The organism is Pseudomonas sp. microsymbiont 2 (genome assembly GCF_054788395.1).
Map to the genome: position 1 here is coordinate 3827528 of NZ_CM139112.1, position 19973 is coordinate 3847500.

Annotated in this window: 21 protein-coding genes and 2 rRNA genes (1 of these 23 cut by a window edge); 11 read left to right on the top strand and 12 right to left on the bottom strand. The window is 64.1% G+C overall.

Annotated elements, in window-relative coordinates; genetic code table 11:
• Positions 1-213: 213 nt before the first annotated feature.
• Both ACYUME_RS17145 and ACYUME_RS17150 read right to left on the bottom strand, forming a co-directional pair.
• Positions 214-1164, bottom strand: coding sequence for an IS110 family transposase (locus ACYUME_RS17145; RefSeq protein ID WP_460415301.1), 951 nt, complete (start codon positions 1162-1164; stop codon positions 214-216).
• Between the two features lie 240 nt (positions 1165-1404).
• Entirely contained in the window at positions 1405-2469 is a 1065-nt protein-coding gene (locus ACYUME_RS17150) for an AI-2E family transporter (protein WP_279884966.1), read from the bottom strand.
• 124 nt (positions 2470-2593) lie between these two features.
• Here ACYUME_RS17150 and trhP point away from each other — a divergent pair, with 124 nt between their 5' ends.
• From trhP to ACYUME_RS17180, 6 genes are all read left to right on the top strand, one after another.
• Positions 2594-3928 carry a prephenate-dependent tRNA uridine(34) hydroxylase TrhP gene (trhP, locus tag ACYUME_RS17155; protein ID WP_460415943.1) on the top strand — a complete coding sequence of 445 codons (1335 nt, stop codon included), beginning with the start codon at positions 2594-2596 and terminating at the stop codon, positions 3926-3928.
• Positions 3929-4074: 146 nt separating this feature from the next.
• Positions 4075-5811, top strand: coding sequence for a copper resistance system multicopper oxidase (locus tag ACYUME_RS17160; RefSeq protein WP_460415945.1), 1737 nt, complete (start codon positions 4075-4077; stop codon positions 5809-5811).
• Entirely contained in the window at positions 5804-6709 is a 906-nt protein-coding gene (locus ACYUME_RS17165) for a copper resistance protein B (RefSeq protein ID WP_279884972.1), read from the top strand. Before ACYUME_RS17160 ends, ACYUME_RS17165 begins: the two co-directional genes overlap by 8 nt.
• Positions 6710-6836: 127 nt before the next feature.
• Complete coding sequence (locus tag ACYUME_RS17170; RefSeq protein ID WP_460415947.1) at positions 6837-7265, top strand: DUF411 domain-containing protein; 429 nt, start codon at positions 6837-6839, stop codon at positions 7263-7265.
• The gene (locus ACYUME_RS17175) at positions 7265-7702 is read left to right on the top strand and encodes a YqaA family protein (RefSeq protein WP_279884976.1); all 438 of its coding nucleotides are present in this window, start codon (positions 7265-7267) and stop codon (positions 7700-7702) included. Before ACYUME_RS17170 ends, ACYUME_RS17175 begins: the two co-directional genes overlap by 1 nt.
• A 75-nt stretch (positions 7703-7777) precedes the next feature.
• The gene (locus ACYUME_RS17180; protein ID WP_460415950.1) at positions 7778-8776 is read left to right on the top strand and encodes an alpha/beta fold hydrolase; all 999 of its coding nucleotides are present in this window, start codon (positions 7778-7780) and stop codon (positions 8774-8776) included.
• Between the two features lie 66 nt (positions 8777-8842).
• Here the strand turns inward: ACYUME_RS17180 and ACYUME_RS17185 are convergent, their stop codons facing one another.
• The 6 genes from ACYUME_RS17185 to ACYUME_RS17210 form a co-directional block, all read right to left on the bottom strand.
• Positions 8843-9424 carry a DinB family protein gene (locus ACYUME_RS17185; RefSeq protein WP_460415952.1) on the bottom strand — a complete coding sequence of 194 codons (582 nt, stop codon included), beginning with the start codon at positions 9422-9424 and terminating at the stop codon, positions 8843-8845.
• Positions 9425-9435: 11 nt separating this feature from the next.
• Positions 9436-10533 carry a cell division protein ZapE gene (gene zapE / locus ACYUME_RS17190; protein WP_460415954.1) on the bottom strand — a complete coding sequence of 366 codons (1098 nt, stop codon included), beginning with the start codon at positions 10531-10533 and terminating at the stop codon, positions 9436-9438.
• A gap of 145 nt (positions 10534-10678) precedes the next feature.
• Positions 10679-11827, bottom strand: a complete 1149-nt coding sequence (locus ACYUME_RS17195; protein WP_460415956.1) for a PQQ-dependent sugar dehydrogenase — start codon at positions 11825-11827, stop codon at positions 10679-10681.
• A 20-nt stretch (positions 11828-11847) separates the two neighbouring features.
• On the bottom strand, positions 11848-12168 hold the full coding sequence (locus tag ACYUME_RS17200; protein ID WP_460415958.1) for a hypothetical protein: 321 nt from the start codon (positions 12166-12168) through the stop codon (positions 11848-11850).
• Between the two features lie 206 nt (positions 12169-12374).
• The gene (gene speB, locus ACYUME_RS17205) at positions 12375-13310 is read right to left on the bottom strand and encodes an agmatinase (RefSeq protein ID WP_460419382.1); all 936 of its coding nucleotides are present in this window, start codon (positions 13308-13310) and stop codon (positions 12375-12377) included.
• A 53-nt stretch (positions 13311-13363) separates the two neighbouring features.
• Positions 13364-14443 carry an extracellular solute-binding protein gene (locus tag ACYUME_RS17210; RefSeq protein ID WP_460415960.1) on the bottom strand — a complete coding sequence of 360 codons (1080 nt, stop codon included), beginning with the start codon at positions 14441-14443 and terminating at the stop codon, positions 13364-13366.
• 101 nt (positions 14444-14544) lie between these two features.
• On the opposite strand from ACYUME_RS17210, the gene ACYUME_RS17215 reads away from it, so the two are divergent.
• From ACYUME_RS17215 to ACYUME_RS17225, 3 genes are all read left to right on the top strand, one after another.
• Positions 14545-15450 carry a LysR family transcriptional regulator gene (locus ACYUME_RS17215; protein ID WP_460415961.1) on the top strand — a complete coding sequence of 302 codons (906 nt, stop codon included), beginning with the start codon at positions 14545-14547 and terminating at the stop codon, positions 15448-15450.
• Positions 15451-15538: 88 nt separating this feature from the next.
• The gene (locus ACYUME_RS17220) at positions 15539-16009 is read left to right on the top strand and encodes an LEA/WHy family protein (RefSeq protein ID WP_279885001.1); all 471 of its coding nucleotides are present in this window, start codon (positions 15539-15541) and stop codon (positions 16007-16009) included.
• Positions 16010-16037: 28 nt separating this feature from the next.
• On the top strand, positions 16038-16616 hold the full coding sequence (locus ACYUME_RS17225) for a GNAT family N-acetyltransferase (RefSeq protein WP_279885004.1): 579 nt from the start codon (positions 16038-16040) through the stop codon (positions 16614-16616).
• A 33-nt stretch (positions 16617-16649) separates the two neighbouring features.
• On the opposite strand, the gene ACYUME_RS17230 is transcribed toward ACYUME_RS17225, so the two are convergent.
• Positions 16650-16913, bottom strand: coding sequence for a hypothetical protein (locus ACYUME_RS17230; protein WP_279885006.1), 264 nt, complete (start codon positions 16911-16913; stop codon positions 16650-16652).
• A gap of 131 nt (positions 16914-17044) precedes the next feature.
• On the opposite strand from ACYUME_RS17230, the gene ACYUME_RS17235 reads away from it, so the two are divergent.
• The gene (locus tag ACYUME_RS17235) at positions 17045-17365 is read left to right on the top strand and encodes an ElaB/YgaM/YqjD family protein (protein WP_279885008.1); all 321 of its coding nucleotides are present in this window, start codon (positions 17045-17047) and stop codon (positions 17363-17365) included.
• Between the two features lies 1 nt (position 17366).
• Here ACYUME_RS17235 and ACYUME_RS17240 read toward each other — a convergent pair whose 3' ends face one another.
• A complete protein-coding gene (locus ACYUME_RS17240; RefSeq protein WP_279885010.1) occupies positions 17367-17984 on the bottom strand; it encodes a MiaE family protein in 618 nt (205 codons plus the stop codon).
• 156 nt (positions 17985-18140) lie between these two features.
• On the opposite strand from ACYUME_RS17240, the gene ACYUME_RS17245 reads away from it, so the two are divergent.
• The gene (locus tag ACYUME_RS17245) at positions 18141-19004 is read left to right on the top strand and encodes a universal stress protein (RefSeq protein WP_460415964.1); all 864 of its coding nucleotides are present in this window, start codon (positions 18141-18143) and stop codon (positions 19002-19004) included.
• A gap of 220 nt (positions 19005-19224) precedes the next feature.
• Here the strand turns inward: ACYUME_RS17245 and rrf are convergent.
• Positions 19225-19340 (bottom strand): 5S ribosomal RNA (gene rrf / locus ACYUME_RS17250).
• A 149-nt stretch (positions 19341-19489) separates the two neighbouring features.
• Positions 19490-19973, bottom strand: a 23S ribosomal RNA gene (locus tag ACYUME_RS17255) (it continues 2409 nt past the right edge of the window).

Here is a 19973-nt window from a genome sequence, read left to right on the forward strand (position 1 = left end):
GGGCTGCGATGCAGCTCATTCGCGGGTAAACCCGCTCCCACAGGTCTCGTGCAGTTCCCTGTGGGAGCAACTGTCTTACGCAATTTTTAGAATCTGGCGCGATCCCTGTGGGAGCGGGCTTGCCCGCGAACACGGGCGAAGCCCGTGCCATCCACCACGGTGTTGGCTTCGCGGGCAAACCCGCTTCCACGCTGATCGCGCAGCGTTCTGGATTTACGTTGTACTTTCAGGTTGCGGCAGCACCAGGTCGCGCCATGATGTGCCCGTTCTGAGCATGGCATTTAGCCGTACGATGAAAGTCCTCATGCAGGCCACGATAGCAACCTTGGGAAGCTTCCCCCGCTCGCGCAGTGACTCATAACGCGCCTTGAGTGCTGGGTTGTACTTCATCGCCACAATGCATGCCATGTACAGCGATCGCCTGACCGCAAATCGCCCACCAGAGATAGAACGCTTGCCCACGGACTTCCCGCTGTCGTGGTTGAAGGGCGCGACCCCGACCAGGGAGGCAATTTCTCTGGATTCAACCCGACCTAGCTCCGGCAGCAGCGCTATTAATTTGCCCGCTGTCACCATCCCAATGCCTTTCACTGTGATCAGCTGGGCAACCCGTTCGTCGTTCAGCATCGCGGTTTGCTGTTCGATCTCGCACTCAACCAGTTTGATCTGCGTCTTGAAGTGCTTCAGGTTGGCATTCAGGTAGTTAGCGACTGCAGTCGATTGCACCTGCTTCAGGCGTCGCAGGTCGTCATCTCGTTGTTGAACCAACCGATCACGTTGCTGAAGCAGCTCTCGCAGAAGCGCTCGTTCTGGGCTGACTCGCAGAGAGGGTTGATCTGGAATGACTTCGGCATAGTGCGCCAGAACTTCGGCGTCGATGGCGTCGGTCTTGGCCTTGATGCCCAAAGAGTCAGCGAATGACCTGGCCCGCCTGGGATTGACGCGTATGACCTTGTAGCCAGCGTCCTGTAGAAAACGCATGACATCTCGCTCGTAGCCACCCGTTGCCTCTAGCAGGACGCGCTTGATACTGAGCTTGCGAAGGCTCTTCAGTAGCACCTCAAAGCCTCTCGGATCATTGCTGATATGCAGTTTGATGCCCTGGGGCCGCACCGCAGCATCGAGCGAGATACTGGATACATCGATACCCAAGAAGGAAGCCATCACCAAAACCTCCTAAACTCAACACAGTGAGAGGACTTTGGCTTGGCCCACGCTTGTGATTCGAGATCAGAGCCGCATCCAACTGTTCGGGCTCTCGCCAAAGTGGAACGGTGAATGGCAGCTTGTGCTCCCACGCGTGCTCAAGGCACCTGCGGCATTCAGCTCTTGCCATTCACCGCTCTCACTCCAGATTCTAATCCCACCTCAAGACACAAGCGGGTTTACCCGCGAATGGCCCTTTCAGGACGGCAACTGCACCTGCGGCTTGGTCGAGGCAAAGATCGCCCAGCTGGAGATGAACAACGCCGCGATCAACGGCCCGATCACGAACCCGTTGAGCCCGAACACCGCCAGCCCACCGAGTGTCGACACCAGCACCAGGTAATCCGGCATCCGCGTATCCTTGCCCACCAGGATCGGCCGCAGCAGGTTGTCCACCAGGCCAATCACCAGCACGCCGAACGCGGTCAGCACGATCCCCTGCCAGATCGCCCCGGTCAGCAGGAAATACAGCGCCACCGGCCCCCAGACGATCCCCGCCCCCACCGCAGGCAACAGCGACAGAAACGCCATCAGCACCGCCCACACCAGCACGCTGGGAATGCCCAGCATCCAGAAGATCAGCCCGCCCAGCGCCCCCTGGGTGATCGCCACCAGCAGGTTGCCCTTGACCGTGGCCCGCACCACGCGCTTGAACTTCAACTGCAGGCGGCGCTTCTGCTGCTCGGGCAGCGGCACCGCCTGGCGCACCTTGCGCGCCACCTCCGCGCCCTCGCGCAGGAAGAAGAACAGCAGGTAGAGCATGATGCCGAAGCTCACCAGGAACTCGAAGGTGCCCTGGCCGAAGCTGAACGCCTGCCCGGCGAGGAACTGGCTGCCCTGGGTCGCCCACTTGCTGATCTTGTCGCGCAGGCCGTCGAGGTTGCCCATGCCCATGCGGTCGAGGAAATGCTGGGCATAGGCCGGCAGCATGTCCTTGCCGCGCTCGATATAGCCGGCGATATCCAGCTGGCCGCTCTCGATGCGCTGGTACAGCGCCGCGCCCTCCTGTACCAGCAGGGCGCCGATGACGATCACCGGCAGCACGGCGATCAGCAGGCAGGTGAGCAGCGCCGTCGCCGTGGCCAGGTTGCGCCGCCCGCCGAAGCGCAGCAACAGGTGGCGCTGCAAGGGCGCGAAGAGTATGCCGAGGATCACCGCCCAGAAGATCGCGCCGGAGTACGGCAGCAAGATCCAGATGAAGGCGATGGTCACCAGTGCCAGCAGCACGGTCAGGGCTTTGTTCTGCAAGACAGCTTCGTTCATGGGCATTCCTCGAGGGCTCAACAATTTAGTGCCCCGCACATCGGCAAAAGTGCCGTTGATCCAGATCAATACCTGCGCGGTGCCGCCGTCTTAGCATCCGCGCCTTTTGCCCCCGGTGCGCACCATGACCATTCTCGCCAAGCCCGAACTGCTCGCCCCCGCCGGCACCCTGAAGACCATGCGCTATGCCTTCGCCTACGGCGCCGACGCGGTCTACGCCGGGCAGCCGCGCTACAGCCTGCGGGTGCGCAACAACGAATTCGACCACGCCAACCTGGCCCTCGGCATCCAGGAGGCCCAGGCCCAGGGCAAGCGCTTCTACGTGGTGGTCAACATCGCCCCGCACAACGCCAAGCTCAAGACCTTCCTCAAGGACCTGGCCCCGGTGATCGAGATGGGCCCGGATGCGCTGATCATGTCCGACCCGGGGCTGATCATGCTGGTGCGCCAGCACTTCCCGCAGATGCCCATCCACTTGTCGGTGCAGGCCAACACGGTGAACTGGGCCAGCGTGCAGTTCTGGCAGGGCCTGGGGCTGACCCGGGTGATCCTGTCGCGGGAGCTGTCGCTGGAAGAGATCGAGGAGATCCGCCAGCAGGTCCCGGACATGGAGCTGGAGGTCTTCGTGCATGGCGCGTTGTGCATGGCCTACTCCGGGCGCTGCCTGCTGTCGGGCTACATGAACAAGCGCGATGCCAACCAGGGCACCTGCACCAACGCCTGCCGCTGGAAGTACCGGGCCACCCCGGCCAGCGAGAACACCACCGGCGATATCGTCCGTGAATGCGAGCCGACCCTGGGCCTTGGCGCGCCGACCGAGCAGGTGTTCCTGCTCCAGGAGGCCAACCGCCCCGATGAACAGATGCCGGCGTTCGAGGACGAGCACGGCACCTACATCATGAACGCCAAGGACCTGCGCGCCATCCAGCACGTCGAGCGCCTGGCCCGGATGGGCGTGCACTCGCTGAAGATCGAGGGCCGCACCAAGTCGCACTTCTACTGTGCCCGCGCCGTGCAGTCGTACCGCCAGGCCATCGACGACGCGGTGGCTGGTCGCCCCTTCGACCGCAGCCTGATGGACAACCTCGAATCCCTCGCCCAGCGTGGCTACACCGAAGGTTTCCTGCGCCGCCACGTCCATGACGAGTACCAGAACTACCAGCGTGGCAACTCGGTGTCCGAGCGCCAGCAGTTCGTCGGCGAGCTGACCGGGGTGCGGGTGGACGGCTTGGCCGAGGTGAAGGTGAAGAACCGCTTCGCCATAGGTGACCACCTGGAGCTGATGACCCCGCGCGGCAACTACCACTTCGACCTGCACCGCCTGTGCGACCGCCAGCAGCAAGCCATCGAAGTGGCGCCGGGCGACGGCCATGTGGTGTACCTGCCGATTCCCGAGCAGGTCTCGCTGGAATTCGGCCTGCTGATGCGCGACCTGGAGAGTGGCGAGGCCGCTGCCTGACAATTCTGTAATCCGCGCCTCAGGTGGCTGACAGGCGCTGGCGGCGACCATCGGTGTCATTCCCGATCGCGGGGCAAGCCCGCTCCCACCCTGGGAGCGGGCTTGCCCCGCGATCGGATGAACCTTGCCAGCACCGAGAACACGCCATGCCACCGACTCCAACCCGCCGCACCTTCGTCAAGGGCCTGGGTGCCGCCACCGCTCTGGCCGGCCTGGGCCTCTGGCGCCCGCTGGCCCAGGCCGCCGAGGGCCGTCTGCCGCTGCACGACCTGAGCGGCCAGCAGTTCGACCTGTTCATCGGCCAGACCCCGGTCAACATCACCGGGCGCCCACGCACCGCGCAGACCATCAACGCCAGCCTGCCCGGCCCGCAGCTACGCTGGCGCGAGGGCGACACCGTGACCCTGCGGGTGCGCAACCGCCTGGATCAGCCCACCTCGATCCACTGGCACGGCATCATCCTGCCGGCCAACATGGACGGCGTGCCGGGGCTGAGCTTCACCGGCATCGAGCCTGGTGGCGACTACCTCTACCAGTTCACCCTGCGCCAAAGCGGCACCTATTGGTACCACAGTCATTCCGGCTTGCAGGAGCAGGCCGGTGTGTACGGCGCCATCGTCATCGAGCCTCGCGAGCCTGAGCCGCACGCATACCAGCGCGACCATGTGCTGCTGTTCAGCGATTGGTCGGACCAGGCGCCCGAAGCGCTGATGGCCACCCTGAAGAAACAGTCCGACGCCTTCAACTACCACAAGCGCACGGTCGGCGACTTCGTCGACGATGTCGCCGAAAACGGCTGGGGCAAGGCAGCCGGTGAGCGCTGGGCCTGGGCGAAGATGCGCATGAGCCCCACCGACCTCGCCGACATCAGCGCTGCCGCCTACACCTACCTGCTCAACGGCCAGCCACCGGACGGCAACTTCACCTGCCTGTTCCAGCCCGGCGAGACCGTGCGCCTGCGCCTGATCAACGCCTCGGCGATGACCTACTTCGACTTCCGCATCCCAGGCCTGAAGCTCACGGTGATCGCCGCCGACGGCCTGCCGGTGACCCCGGTGAGCGTGGATGAGCTGCGCATCGCCGTGGCCGAGACCTATGACGTACTGGTCACCGTGGGCGACCTGCCCGCCTACACGCTGTACGCCCAGAGCATGGACCGCACCGGTTTCGCCCGTGGCACCCTGGCCCGCGCAGCGGGTTTGCAGGCCCCTGTACCCGAGCCGGACCCGCGTCCGGTGCTGACCATGGACGACATGGGGCACGGCGGCATGGGTGAGATGGACCATTCGAACATGCCAGCGATGGGCCACGGCAACATGGCGGGCATGGACCACTCCAAAATGGCCGGCATGGCCATGATGCAAGGCCACCCCGCCAGCGAGACCGACAACCCGCTGGTGGACATGCAGACCATGGCCCCCCGCGCCAACCTGGCCGATCCCGGCATCGGCCTGCGCGACAACGGCCGCCGGGTGCTGACCTACGCCGACCTGCGCAGCCCCTATCCCGACCCGGACGGACGCGAACCGTCGCGGGACATCGAGCTGCACCTGACTGGGCACATGGAGCGCTTCGCCTGGTCGTTCGACGGCATCAAGTTCAGCGATGCCGAACCGCTGCGCCTGAAGTACGGCGAGCGGGTGCGCATCACCCTGGTCAACGACACCATGATGACCCACCCCATCCACCTGCATGGCATGTGGAGCGACCTGGAGGATGAACATGGGCGCTTCCTGGTGCGCAAGCACACCATCGACATGCCCCCCGGGAGCCGGCGCAGCTACCGCGTGAGCGCCGACGCCCTGGGCCGCTGGGCCTATCACTGCCACCTGCTCTACCACATGGAGACCGGCATGTTCCGCGAGGTACGGGTCGATGAATGAGAACCGCAACCGCCACATCGTCACCGGTGTCGCACTGATGGCCTTGCTGGCCAGCGAACGGGCCCTGGCCGCGGGCATGGACCACATGAACCATGGCGCCATGCCGATGGACCACGGCCAGATGAACCCTGGCAGCATGCCCATGGATCACAGCCAGATGAACCACGCGCCGGCAACTCCCAGCCAACCGCGCACACCGCTGCCAGTGATCACCGATGCCGACCGCCGCGCCGCCTTCCCGCCGCTGCCGGGGCATCAGGTGCACGACCGGGCGACCAACTGGGCAGTGATCGTCGACCAGTTGGAGTACCAGAATTTCGAAAGCAGCGGTGCCCTGAACTGGAACGCCACCGCCTGGGTCGGCGGCGACATCGACCGCCTGTGGCTGCGCACCGAGGGTGAACGCGAACAGGGCAAGACCCACAAGGCCGAGCTGCAGGCGCTCTGGGGCCATGCCATCAGCCCCTGGTGGGAGCTGGTCGGCGGTGTGCGCCAGGACTTCAAGCCCGCCAGCGGCCAGACCTGGGCCGCCTTCGGCATCCAGGGCACGCCGCTCTACGGCCTGGAGCTGGAGGCCACCGCCTACGCCGGCGAGCGACAGCAGACCGCGCTGCGCCTGGAGGCTGGTTACGCTATGCTGCTGACCAATCGCTGGATCCTCGAACCGACCGTCGAAGCCAACTTCTTCGGGCGCAACGATGCCGGGCGCGAACAGGGTTCGGGTCTGGCCGAAAGCGAAGTGGGCCTGCGCCTGCGCTACGAGATCAGCCGCGCGTTCGCGCCCTATGTCGGGGTCAGCTTCAACCGCCTGCACGGCCAGCGTGCCGACCAGGCCCGGGAGGATGGCGAGGACATCGGCCAGACCCGGCTGGTGGCCGGGGTTCGCCTGCGCTTTTAAGGCCTGACGCCGTCCCTGTGGGAGCGGGTTCACCCGCGAATGCGATGGTGGGCTCGCTGACGCATTCGCGGGTAAACCCGCTCCCACAAAGCCAACCAGATGTGTTCTGTTTCACAGGAGCTTCACCATGCTGCGCAAACACCTGCTCACCCTTGGCCTGCTGGCCTTCACCGGCCTGGCCCAGGCCGCCGAGACCATCGATGTGTACCGCGACCCCAACTGCGGTTGCTGCAAGGAATGGATCAAGCACCTGAGCGACAACGGTTTCACCGTCAACGACCACGTCGAACCGGACATGAGCGCGGTCAAGCAACGCCTGGGCGTGGCACCACGCCTGGCCTCGTGCCACACCGGGGTGATCGATGGCAAGTTCGTCGAAGGCCACGTGCCAGCCGAGCAGGTGCGCCTGCTGACCCAGCGTGCCGACCTCAAGGGCCTCGCCGTGCCAGGCATGCCCATGGGCTCCCCAGGCATGGAGATGGGTGACCGCAAGGACGCCTACCAGGTGATCGGCGTGACCCAGGACGGTCGGGACACCGTGGTCGCCAGCTACTGATGCTCAGCCTCGGGGCGCTGTTCATCAGCGCCTTTGGCGCCGCCACTCTGCTGCCGCTGCAGTCCGAGGCGGTACTGGTCGGCCTGCTGCTGCGCGAGCCTGCGGCGTGGGCGACGCTGTTGCTGGTCGCGACCCTCGGCAATGTGCTCGGTTCGGTGGTCAACTGGCTGCTTGGCCGGGCCATCGAGCACCTGCGCGAACGACGCTGGTTCCCGTTCAGCGCCAGTCAGCTGGCGCGCGCCCAGCAGCGCTACCAGCGCTGGGGCCAGTGGTCACTGTTGTTGAGCTGGATGCCGGTGATCGGCGATCCGCTCACGCTGATCGCGGGCATCATGCGCGAACCGTTCTGGCGCTTCGTGCTGCTGGTCACCCTGGCCAAGGGCGGACGCTATATCGTCGTGGCGATGATCACCCTGGGCTGGTTTCACACCGGGTAACACCTTTCACGAGGCCCAGGGCCAACTGGCTGCTACAGTCGCCGTTTCCCGTCTGGTCCCACATGGAGTGCCCCGATGCCGCGCGCAACCGTCCTGGCCTTGGCCTGCCTGAGCGCAGGTACGGCCATCGCCGCCGAACCGCCCACCTACGGCCAGCAGCTCGAAGGCTTCGCCTATCCGCATCCTTTGCGGCACTTCGACTTCCAGTCCCAAGGCCAGGCCCTGCAGATGGGCTACATGGACGTACCCGCCAAGGGCAAGGCCAACGGTCACAGCGTGGTGCTGATGCATGGCAAGAACTTCTGCGCCGCGACCTGGGAGACCACCCTCGACGCTCTGAGCCAGGCGGGTTACCGGGTGATCGCCGCTGACCAGATCGGCTTCTGCACATCGAGCAAGCCGGCGCATTACCAGTACAGTTTCCAGCAGCTGGCCGACAACACCCATGCCTTGCTGGCGAAGCTGGGCATCGACAAGGCCATCGTCCTCGGCCACTCCACCGGCGGCATGCTCGCCACCCGCTACGCCCTGATGTACCCGCAAAAGGTGGAGCGCCTGGCCATGGTCAACCCCATTGGCCTGGAGGACTGGAAAGCCCTGGGCGTGCCCTATCGCACGGTGGATCAGTGGTACGCCCGCGAGCTCAAGCTCGATGCCGAAGGCGTGCGCAACTACGAGCGCAACACCTACTACGCTGGCCGCTGGAAGCCCGAGTACGAGCGCTGGGTGCAGATGCTGGTGGGGTTGAACAAGGGCCCGGGGCACGAGGCCGTGGCGTGGAACTCGGCGCTGATCTACGACATGATCTTCACCCAGCCGGTGGTCCATGAGTTCAAGGACCTGAAAATGCCGACCTTGTTGCTGATCGGTGACCAGGACAGCACGGCGATCGGCAGCGATATCGCATCGCCCGAGGTCAAGGCGACGCTGGGCAGATACAAGGAGCTGGGGCCGCGGGTGGCGAAGATGATCCCCCAGGGCGAACTGGTGACCTTCGAAGGGCTGGGGCATGCGCCGCAGATCGAGGAACCGGGCAAGTTCCACCAGGCGTTGATCGGCTGGCTGACAAAATGACCGGGGCTGCTATGCAGCCCTTCGCGGGCAAGCCCGCGCCCACAGGTACGACGCTGCATGGACCACTCAGCGGCTCCAGACCTGCTCCTCGCGCCAGCCCAGCTCGGCAAAATCTGCCTCCCGTAACCCCGCCTCCTCTTCACAGAAAAACTCATCCAGCTGCGGCGGCTTCACTGCCGTGTCACTGAGCATCGCATGCACCTGCCCACGATGGTGGATCTGGTGCTCGAACAGGTGCGACAGCAGCCGCAGGCGCTGCTCGCGCTGCACCCGGTCGGGCCGGACGATGCTCACGTAGCGCGCCAGCTGATCGTCACGCAATGCCCGACAATAGTTGATCAGCCGCTGATCGGCCTGGGCCTGCTGGGCCTGCAGGTCGGTACAGGTGGCGAACGGCTGCTCCGGCTGGAAGAAGCGCTCACCGTCCGGATCGGGGGCTTCGCCGCGCTGCTCGCACTCCAGGGCATCCAGGTAGAACCAGTCCACCGTCAACAGATGGTTGAGGGTGGCCTTGATCGAGGGGAAGAAGCTGCAACGGGGGGCAACGAACTCATCGTGGCTCAGTTGCAGGCATGCCTTGTACAGACGGTGGTTGGCCCAGGCATTGTTGTAGGCCTGGGTCAGCAGGTGATGCGACAGCGGCTCCATGGGCGGCTCCTTCAGGCGAAGCGTTGCAGTTGCATCTCCCGTAGCCGGCTCAAGGTCCGTTGATACGGGAACGCCAGATACCCTTGAGTGTAGAGCGCATCCAGCGGGACCTCGGCCTCCAGGTACAACGCCACCCGACGGTCGTAGCATTCGTCGACCAGCGCGATGAAGCGCCGCACGCTGTCATCCTTGGGCGCCAGCATGGGCAGCTCGCGGTCGCCGGCCTCGACGCGGGCGGCGCCATCCTCGGTGCCGCGAGCAATGCGTCCGGCTTGCTGCTCGCCGCCCAGGGCTGGCACTTCACTCAAAAGAATCGCCGGAAAGCGATCGCACAAGGCCATGAAGTCCATGGCGGCCAAGGGTTGCTCGCACACATCAGCGAACCGGCACCAGACGGCCCGGGCGCTGTGACGTACCACCCGCACTCGCCGGGAGCCAAGCTGCACGGGCTGCTCGCTACCCGGATCATCCGGACTCAACTGCTCGAACACTGCCGCCAAGGCGCCGCCACCTTGCCGCGCCACCCAGTAGCGCTGCTGTCGCTCTCCAGGATGCAGCCGGTGATCCTGCTCGCCGGCCACCGACAGCACATGCATATGCCGCTCGATGGCGGCGATGGCCGGCAGGAAGCGTTCGCGGTTGAAACCATCGCGGTACAGCTGGTCCGGGGGCTGGTTGGACGTGGCGACAATCACCACGCCCTCGTCGAACAACACCTGGAACAGCCGACCGAGGATGATCGCGTCGCCGATATCGCTGACGAACAGCTCGTCGAAGCACAGCACGCGGATCTCGCCCGCCAGCTCCCGGGCCAGGGCCTTGAGCGGGTCTGTGGTGCCGTTGAGCTGGAACAGGCGCTGGTGGACCCAGGCCATGAAGTGGTGGAAGTGCTGACGCCGGGACGGGACCGTGAGACAGCGGTGGAACAGGTCCATCAGCCAGGTCTTGCCGCGCCCGACCGGGCCCCAGAGGTACAGGCCCTGGGTGGGCTGCCCCTGGCGCAACGCATCGAAACAGGCTTGCAGTGCGGTGAGCGCAGCGGCCTGGGCTGGATCGGGGAAGAAGCCTTGCTCGTCCAGGGCCTGCCGGTAGAGAGAGTCGGGGGTCATGCCGGGTAGCCGGGTAGGAAAAGGCCATGTTACGCCAGTTAGGGCCTCTTCGCGGGTAAACCCGCTCCCACAGCATGGCTCGAAGTCGGCGCGGTCGCTGTGGGAGCGGGCTTGCCCGCGAAAAGGCCGGCCCGGGCGCCCCGGATCAGCCTTCTTTCAAGCCGACCTTGAGCAGCGCCCCGTCCTTAGCATCGGTCAGCACATACACATAGCCGTCCGGCCCCACCCGCACGTCACGGATCCGCGCCTTCAAGTCGCCCAGAAGACGCTCTTCATGCACGATCTTGTCACCATCTAGCTGCAGTCGGATCAATTCCTGAGTCGCCAACGCACCGATGAACAGATTGTGGTCCCAAGCCTTGAACGTCGGGCTGTCGTAGAACGCCATGCCGCTGATGCCCGGCGACTTCTCCCACACATGATGCGGATCGACCATGCCATCGACATGCTTGCCCTTGGCCTCGGGGATCGGCAACAGCGAGTAGTTGATGCCGTGGGTAGCGATCGGCCAGCCGTAGTTCTTGCCAGGCTGCGGGATGTTGATCTCGTCGCCGCCACGGGGACCATGCTCGTGGGTCCACAGCTTGCCGGTCCAGGGGTTGAGCGCAGCGCCCTGCTGATTGCGGTGGCCGAACGACCAGATTTCCGGACGCACATTGTCACGACCAACGAAAGGGTTGTCCTTGGGTACTTCGCCATCGGGCAGGATACGCACGATCTTGCCCTGCAGCTTGTCCAGGTCCTGGGAGGTAGGACGCTGGTTGTTCTCGCCCAGGGCGATGAACAGATAGCCGTCGCGGTCGAACACCAAGCGCGAGCCGAAATGGTTGCCTTCGGACAGCTTGGGCTGCTGGCGGAAGATCACCGTGAAATTCTCCAGCCGCGCCTGGTCCTGGGACAACTGGCCGCGGCCGACCGCCGTACCGGCCTTGCCATCCGCGCCTGCCTCGGCGAACGACAGATAGACCGTGCGATCCTTGGCAAATTCCGGCGACAGCACCACGTCGAGCAAGCCCCCCTGCCCTTCGGCCCATACCCTGGGCACACCGGACAGCGGTGGGCCGACCTTGCCTTCGGCGCTGACGATGCGCAGGTTGCCGGGGCGCTCGCTCACCAGCATGTCCTTGCCACCAGGCAGGAAGGCCAGGGCCCAGGGATTGCGCAGACCATCGGCGACCGTGCTGACGGTCAGTTGCCCTTCCTCACTGGAGAACTGTTGCTCGGCGGCCGCCTGGGCCAGCAAGGGGAAAAGGCTGGCGGCGGCCAGGGTGGTCAACCAGGTGCGTGGTGTCATGTTCGGTTCCTTCGAAGGGGTCACGGCACGCGCTGGGAGTCGCGCGGTGGCCGGACGGGATCCAGATTGGGGATCTGCTGCTCGCGACGCAGGTTCTCGCCGTTGCCGATGCCTCGGTTGTCGAGGGTCGGTTGACGTGGAATCGGCTGGGTAGACGGACCACGTACCGGTGGCGTGGCGAGCACACTGCCCTGCCGGCTGTTGGGGTTGGCCCGCATGATCGGGCTGTTGTAGGGATTGTTGACGTCGTTGGCGGCCAGCAACGGCGCTGGCAACGGCGCAGCCTGGAGCGGCAAGGCCAGCAGCAGGCCGAGGGCCAGGAATGGCCATGTAGGATTCATGCTTCACCTCCGGTTCGAAAAGGCGCGCTCCAGGGTTGGATAGCCTACGGCGCCCAGGGTTCGACGCAAAAGTGGGAATCTGGCTTGAGATGATTCCTGATGTTTCAGTATGGTCCCAGGCAACAACGCCTGTGGACGCAGGTTTACCCGCGAATGCTACGGTGACCGCACCGGTAAACCTGCTTCCACAGAAAGGACTGCAGCCTCTATGCAGGGCTGTCCACCTTGTGCCGCGCCGCATACAGACACAGCATCTCCATCGCCAAGGTCGCCCCGGCCAGTGCGGTGATATCCGCGTGGTCGTAGGCCGGCGCCACCTCCACCAGGTCCATTCCCACCAGGTTGATGCCACGCAGGCCACCGAGAATCTCCAGCGCCTGCACCGTGCTCAGGCCCCCGCATACCGGCGTACCGGTCCCGGGCGCGAAGGCCGGGTCCAGGCAATCGATATCGAAAGTCAGGTACACCGGCCCGTCGCCTACTCGCTGGCGAATCGCCGTGATGATCGCCTCGGTCCCCTGCCGATGCACCTGGCGGGCATCGAGCACGGCGAACCCCTGGCTGTCGTCATTGGTGGTACGCAGGCCGATCTGCACCGAACGCGCCGGATCCACCAGGCCTTCCCGCGCCGCATGCCAGAACATGGTGCCATGGTCGATACGCTTGCCCTCCTCGTCCGGCCAGGTGTCGCTATGGGCGTCGAAATGAATCAGCGCCAGCGGGCCATGGCGGCGGGCATGGGCCTTGAGCAGCGGGTAGCTGATGAAGTGGTCGCCGCCGAGGGTGAGCATGGCGCAGCCAGCCTCGAGGATGCGCTCGGCATGGGCCTGGATGCTGTCCGGCACGGTTTGCGGCGTGCCACTGTCGAACGCACAGTCACCATAGTCGATCACCGCCAAGTGATCGAACGGGTCGAATGCCCAGGGCCAGTGACGGGCCCAGGCTTGCTGTACCGAGGCCGCGCGGATCGCCCGCGGCCCGAAGCGCGCACCGGGGCGGTTGCTGGTGGCGGTGTCGAACGGCACGCCGCTGACCACCACATCGACGCCGCGCAGGTCGCGGCTGTAGCGACGCCTGGAAAAGCTTGTGATGCCGGCATAGGTGCTCTCGGCGGCAGTGCCGTAGAGGCTGTCACGGGTCATGGCCTGGTCGTTGTCCTGGGCGAGATCCACGGTTTGTCTCCTGTTGTGATTATCTACTGACGGCTGCGGAAGGCGGTCCACAGGCGATTGCGCTGGCGCAGGTCGGACAGCGCCATGCTACGGTCGGCGAACAGACGCTGGCGCACCTCGGCCGTTGGATAGATGTCCGGATCGTTGCGGATCGCCGCATCCACCAACGGCGTGGCGGCCTGGTTGGCATTGGCGAAGAACAGCGTGTTGGTCAGCGCCGCCACCGACTCGGGGCGCAGCATGAAGGCGATGAAGGCGCGCGCGGCCTCAGGATGCGGTGCGTCCTTCGGGATCACCAGGTTGTCCTGCCAGACCAACGTGCCCTCGCGGGGGATGCGGTAGATCAGCTCGAATGGCTTGCCGGCGCGACGGGCCTGATCGGCGGCCATGGCCGCATCGCCGTTGTAGGTCAGCGCCAGGCACACACTGCCGTTGGCCAGGTCATTGATCTGGCGACCATTGGCCACGTAGCTGATCGATGGCTGCAACTGCTGCAACAACGCCTGCGCGGCATCCAGGTCGGCCTTGTTCTGGCTGTACGGGTCCTTGCCCAGATAGTGGAGCGTGAGGCCGATCACCTCCTGGGGCGAATCGGGCATGGCTATGCCGCAATCCTTCAACCGGCTGGCGTACTCCGGCTTGAACAGCAGGTCGAGGCTGTCCAGCGGCACATCGCCCAGGCGCTGGCGCACCGCCTCGACGTTCACCCCTAGCCCCAGTGTGCCCCAGGTGTACGGCAGCGCATGGCGATTGCCCGGATCGCTCTCGGCCAGCTTGGCCAGCAGATCGGGGTCGAGGTTGGCATAGCCGGGCATCGCTTGCGCGTCGAGCGGCTGCAAGGCGCCGGCCTTGAGGGCACGGGCCAGTACCGTGGCCGACGGCACCACCACGTCATAGCCACTGCCGCCGGTCAGCAGCTTGGTCTCCAGCACCTCGGTGGTATCGAAGGTGTCGTAACGGACCTTGTAGCCGGTCTCCTTCTCGAAACGCTCCAGGGTTTGCGGGGCGACATAGTCGGCCCAGCTATACAGGTTGACGATCTTTTCCTCGGCCTGCAGCGGCAGGGCGATCAGCAAGGCAAGCAGGCACAACGTTCGACGCATGGCGGGCACCTCGGCAGGGGGTGGATGCCGTCAGCATGCCTGTCGGGTTACATTGCAAAAATGGCAACCTTGCAAAGCTGACATTCACCAGAGGCAATGTGATGCTTGGACAACTGCACGACCCCGACCTGCACCTGCTGCGGCTGTTCGTCACTGTAGTCGAGGCCGGCGGCTTCAGCGCCGCCCAGGGCGTGCTGGGGCTGAGCCAGCCCAGTATCAGCCAGCAGATGGCCAAGCTGGAGACGCGTCTGGGCTATCGCCTGTGCAGCCGTGGCAAGGGCGGCTTTCGCCTGACCGAGAAAGGCGAACTGTTGCTCCAGGCCACCCGTGACCTGCTGCTGCAGATCGAGCAGTTTCGCCAGCAGGCCAACGGTGTGTCTGGACGCCTGCTGGGCACGGTGCGAATCGGCTTGGCCGAGAACCAGGACGCGAGCGTGACACTGCGCCTGGCCAGGACCATTGCGCGCTTTCGTCAACGCGAAGAATCGGTACGGCTGGAACTGACCTGCGCGCCTCCGGCCGAGCTCGAACGGTTGCTGCTGGAACAGCGTCTGGACTGCGCCATCAGCTACTTCTCCGGCAACCAGGCAGCGTTCGACTACGTGCCGTTGTTCGAGGAGTGCCAGCGGCTTTACTGCGGCCTGGGACATGCGTTGTTCAGCCTGCCCCGGGTGAGTCGCGAACAACTGCTGGAGGCCGACCAGGTACGCCACCCCTATCGCTTTCTCAAACAGGACGAGCCCTTCGAGAGCCGGCACAGCCTTGCGGTGGCGGAACAGATCGACAGCGCGCTGACGCTGATCCTGTCAGGCCGACATATCGGCTATCTGCCCTGCCATTGCGCTGCGCCCTGGGAAGCCCAGGGTCTCCTGCGAGCCCTGGATCCAACGCGGGACTTCATGGTGCCGTTCACCCTCGCCTGGCACCGCCGGCAGCAGCCTGGCGAAGCGCAGCAGGCGTTCGTCCAGGACCTGCGGGAGGTATTCAAGGACGCCAAGGCTGTGTAGCACTTCCGTTCATGGCGCCTCGCACTTTCAACCCTGCCGCGCATTTGCCACACTGCGGACTCGCCCGTCCCCCGAGACCCGAATCATCATGCATGTCCGCGTCTGCCTGATCCTGCTGCTGACCCTTGGCCTGAACGCTTGCGCGCTGTTCCAGGGCCGTGACCCGCTGAACATCAGTGTGATCGGTATCGACCCGCTGCCCGGTCAGGACCTGGAACTGCGCATGGCCGTGAAGATCCGTGTGCAGAACCCCAACGAAACCCCGGTGGAGTTCAACGGCATCGCCCTCAATCTGGAGGTCAACGATCAGCCCCTGGCGGCCGGGGTAAGCGATCAACGCGGTCATATTGGCCGCTACGACGAGACAGTGCTCGTGGTGCCGGTGAGCATCACCGCCTTCGCCTTCCTGCGCCAGGCCTATGGGCTGAGTCGGGTGGAATCCCTGCAGGGGCTGCCCTATGTACTGCGAGGCAAACTGGCGGGAGGCCCATTGGGTACCGTACGCTTCACCGACAAAGGCAAGCTCGACCTGCCCGCCAGCACGGGCGCCGGTTGGTAAACAGGCTGCACAGGTAAAGGATTTACCGATGTCCCAAACACCCGAACTGAAAACCGCACGACTCCTGCTGCGTCCCCTGCAACTGAGCGACGCCGAAGCCATCCAGCAGCTGTTCCCGCACTGGGAAGTGGTGCGCTATCTCAATGCTCGCGTGCCGTGGCCTTACCCGGCGGATGGCGCGCTGAGCTATCTGCGCGACGCCTGCTTGCCGGCGATGGCTGCCGGTCGCGAGTGGCATTGGTCGATACGTCTGCAGGCGCGGCCGCAGCAGATGATCGGCAGCATCAGCCTGATGGATCTGCCGGACAACCATCGCGGCTTCTGGCTCGCGCCCGCCTGGCAGGGCCAGGGCTACATCACCGAGGCCTGCGAGGTCATCGACGCGTTCTGGTTCCTGACCCTCGAGCGCGAGGTGATGCGCGTGCCCAAGGCTGTACCCAATGAAGCGTCCAGGCGTGTATCACAGCGCGGCGGCATGCACCTGCTGCGCACCGGGCAAGGCGACTTCGTCAGCGGTCGCCTGCCTCAGGAGGTCTGGGAGATCACTCGCCAGCAATGGCTGGACCGAGAAAACACACGCCTGGACCAGGATGCTCATTCACGCTGAGCCAGGCGGCGGTGCTGGAGGTGTTCGCCTGGCTCAGCGGTTGGCGCTGGCGGCGGCCATCATCTTGTTCACTTCGCTGCGCACCAGCTGAGTGAACTCCGGCGGTGACATGCCATCGAGTTCGGCCCGCACCCACTCGGCCCACTTGCCCTTGCGTCGCGGCTTCTCGGCAATCAACCGCCCCGCCTCGCCCTTGGCCTTGCCCAGGTTGTTTTGCCAGTACTCGAACAACCGAGCCTTCTCAGCCTCGATCTGCGCCCGTTCCTGGAAGCTCATGTTGGCCAGATTGAAACTCATCGGGTAGTACCTGCCACTGAAAAATGGTGGCTATCTTACACCGTAGCGACAAGCCACCGAAACGCCGCTGCAACTTTCCCGGCGCCGTGGCATCCACAGTTCAACGCCCAACCCTTCACGAGGATGTGCACATGGCCAGGAAAACCGCTGCCCAAGCCGACAACGACCAGATCAAGGATCAGGTGTTCAGCGAGCTGCAGGCTTTGATCGAGGAATCGGAAAAACTGCTCAGCGACAGTGCGTCGCTGGTCGGTGAAGAGGCCGACAGCCTACGCGCGCAACTGGGGCTGAAGCTGCGCCAGGCGCGTGATGCCACCAGTCGGCTGGGCCAGAAGGCGCAGCCGGTGGTCGAGGCCACCCAGGAGTATATCGGTGGCCACCCGTGGCAGACCGTGGCGATCTCCGCTGGCTTTGGCCTGGTGGTGGGGTTGCTGCTCGGGCGCCGGCAATAGATCAGGCGGCCTGCGCCATCGGTATACCGCTGTGGAAGCGCAGTTCCTGGTCCGGTGACCGGATCAGCTCGGCCTCCGCTTCTCGCACCAGCTCGACACGGCGGGCGATGTCCGCCGCGTCGCCGTACTGGTGGGCCAGCTTCAAATAGCCCTGGTAGTGGCGCGCTTCACTTTTCAGCAAGCCGTGATAGAAGGTACCGAGCTCTTCGTCCAAGTGCGGCACCAGTGCCGCAAAACGCTCGCAGCTACGCGCCTCGATGAAGGCCCCCACCACCAGCGTGTCCACCAGTTTGACCGGCTCATGGGCACGCACCAGGCGGCGCAGGCCAGAGGCATAGCGGCCCGCCGAAACCGGGCGCAATGGCACGCCACGCCGTTTCATCAACCTCAGTACCTGCTCGTGATGCACCAACTCTTCACGCGCCAGACGCGACATCATGTTGATCAGGTCGAGGTGAGTGTTGTATTTGGCGATCAGGCTCAACGCGGTGCTGGCGGCCTTGAACTCGCAATTCTTGTGATCGATCAGCAGGGTCTCCTGATCGGCCAGCGCCGCCTCGATCCAGGCGTCAGGGGTGCGGCAGCCCAGGAAGGCGTCGATTTCAGGAATCAGGGACATGGTACTCACAATCACACAAGGCATCGGCGGGACCGGCGATTATACCGGCGACGGTCCAGAGTACCAGTGGCTATGCTTGATACATATCAAGCTGCGGCGGGAGCGGCGCCGTCTATAGTCAGGCATTGGCCGCCAATCTGAAGGGAGTTCACGCTCATGCAAGCCGTCCGCAGCATCCTTGTCGTTCTCGATCCCGAGCACGCCCACAGCCGTGCCCTGACCCGGGCCAAGCTGATCGCCGGGGTGACCGGGGCACGCCTGCACCTGTTGATGTGCGACAAGAAGCAGGATCATGACGCGCTGCTCAGCTTGCTCAGCAGCCAATTGCACGACGATGGTTACGAAAGTGTCACCCACGAGCAGCATTGGAAGGACAATCTGCACAAGTCGATCATCCATGTGCAGCAGGCAGAAGGCTGCGAACTGGTGATCAAGGAGCACCGACCGGACAATCCGCTGCGCAAGGCATTGCTCACCCCCAGCGACTGGAAGCTGCTGCGTGAATGCCCCTGTGCGGTGCTGATGGTCAAGAGCGAGCGGCCATGGACAGGTGGCAAGATCCTCGCGGCCGTGGATGTGGGCAACCAGGACGAAGCCCATCGCCTGCTGCACGCCAGCATCATCGACCATGGCTATGACATTGCCAGCCTGGCCAAAGGCGAGCTGCACGTGATCAGTGCCCACCCTTCTCCCATGCTGTCGGCGTCCGACCCGGTGTACCAGCTCACCGAGACCATCGAGCAGCGCTATCGCGAGGCCTGCAAGGCGTTCCAGGCGGAGTTCGATGTCAGTGACGATCGCCTGCATATCGCCGAAGGGCCTGCGGATGTCTTGATCCCCTATACCGAGAAGAAGCTCGATGCCGTGGTGACCGTTATTGGGACCGTGGCACGGACAGGCATTTCCGGAGCGCTGATCGGCAATACTGCGGAGGTTGTGCTGGACTCGCTGGAAAGCGATGTGCTGGTGCTCAAGAGCGAAGAGGCCAAGGCGCATCTGGCTGAGCTGGCGCGGGGCTGAGAGACACCACGCGATCCCCTGTAGGAGCGGCCTTGTGTCGCGAAAGGGGCGCGTAGCGGCCCCAGGATTTGTGCATCACGCCGATATCGCCGGGGCCGCTTTGCGGCCCTTTCGCGACACGAGGCCGCTCCTACAGGGGCGGCGGTGTGGCGTTGATTTTGGAACGCGGAAAAGGCAAAACCCCTACCTGCTCGCGCAGATAGGGGTTTTGCGAAATTAATCTTGACGATGACCTACTCTCACATGGGGAAACCCCACACTACCATCGGCGATGCATCGTTTCACTGCTGAGTTCGGGATGGGATCAGGTGGTTCCAATGCTCTATGGTCGTCAAGAAATTCTGTTGCCAGAAGATCCAGATGGATACTCTAGCGAATTCGGATATGTGAATTTGTGGCTCTTTACTTCAAGAGCAGCGAACTTTCGGTTCTTTCGTCTTCAACACCACAATTTGGCTTTCATGCACAAATTGCTTGGGTGTTATATGGTCAAGCCTCACGGGCAATTAGTATTGGTTAGCTCAACGCCTCACAGCGCTTACACACCCAACCTATCAACGTCGTAGTCTTCGACGGCCCTTCAGGGAGCTCAAGGCTCCAGTGAGATCTCATCTTGAGGCAAGTTTCCCGCTTAGATGCTTTCAGCGGTTATCTCTTCCGAACATAGCTACCCGGCAATGCCACTGGCGTGACAACCGGAACACCAGAGGTTCGTCCACTCCGGTCCTCTCGTACTAGGAGCAGCCCCTCTCAAATCTCAAACGTCCACGGCAGATAGGGACCGAACTGTCTCACGACGTTCTAAACCCAGCTCGCGTACCACTTTAAATGGCGAACAGCCATACCCTTGGGACCGGCTTCAGCCCCAGGATGTGATGAGCCGACATCGAGGTGCCAAACACCGCCGTCGATATGAACTCTTGGGCGGTATCAGCCTGTTATCCCCGGAGTACCTTTTATCCGTTGAGC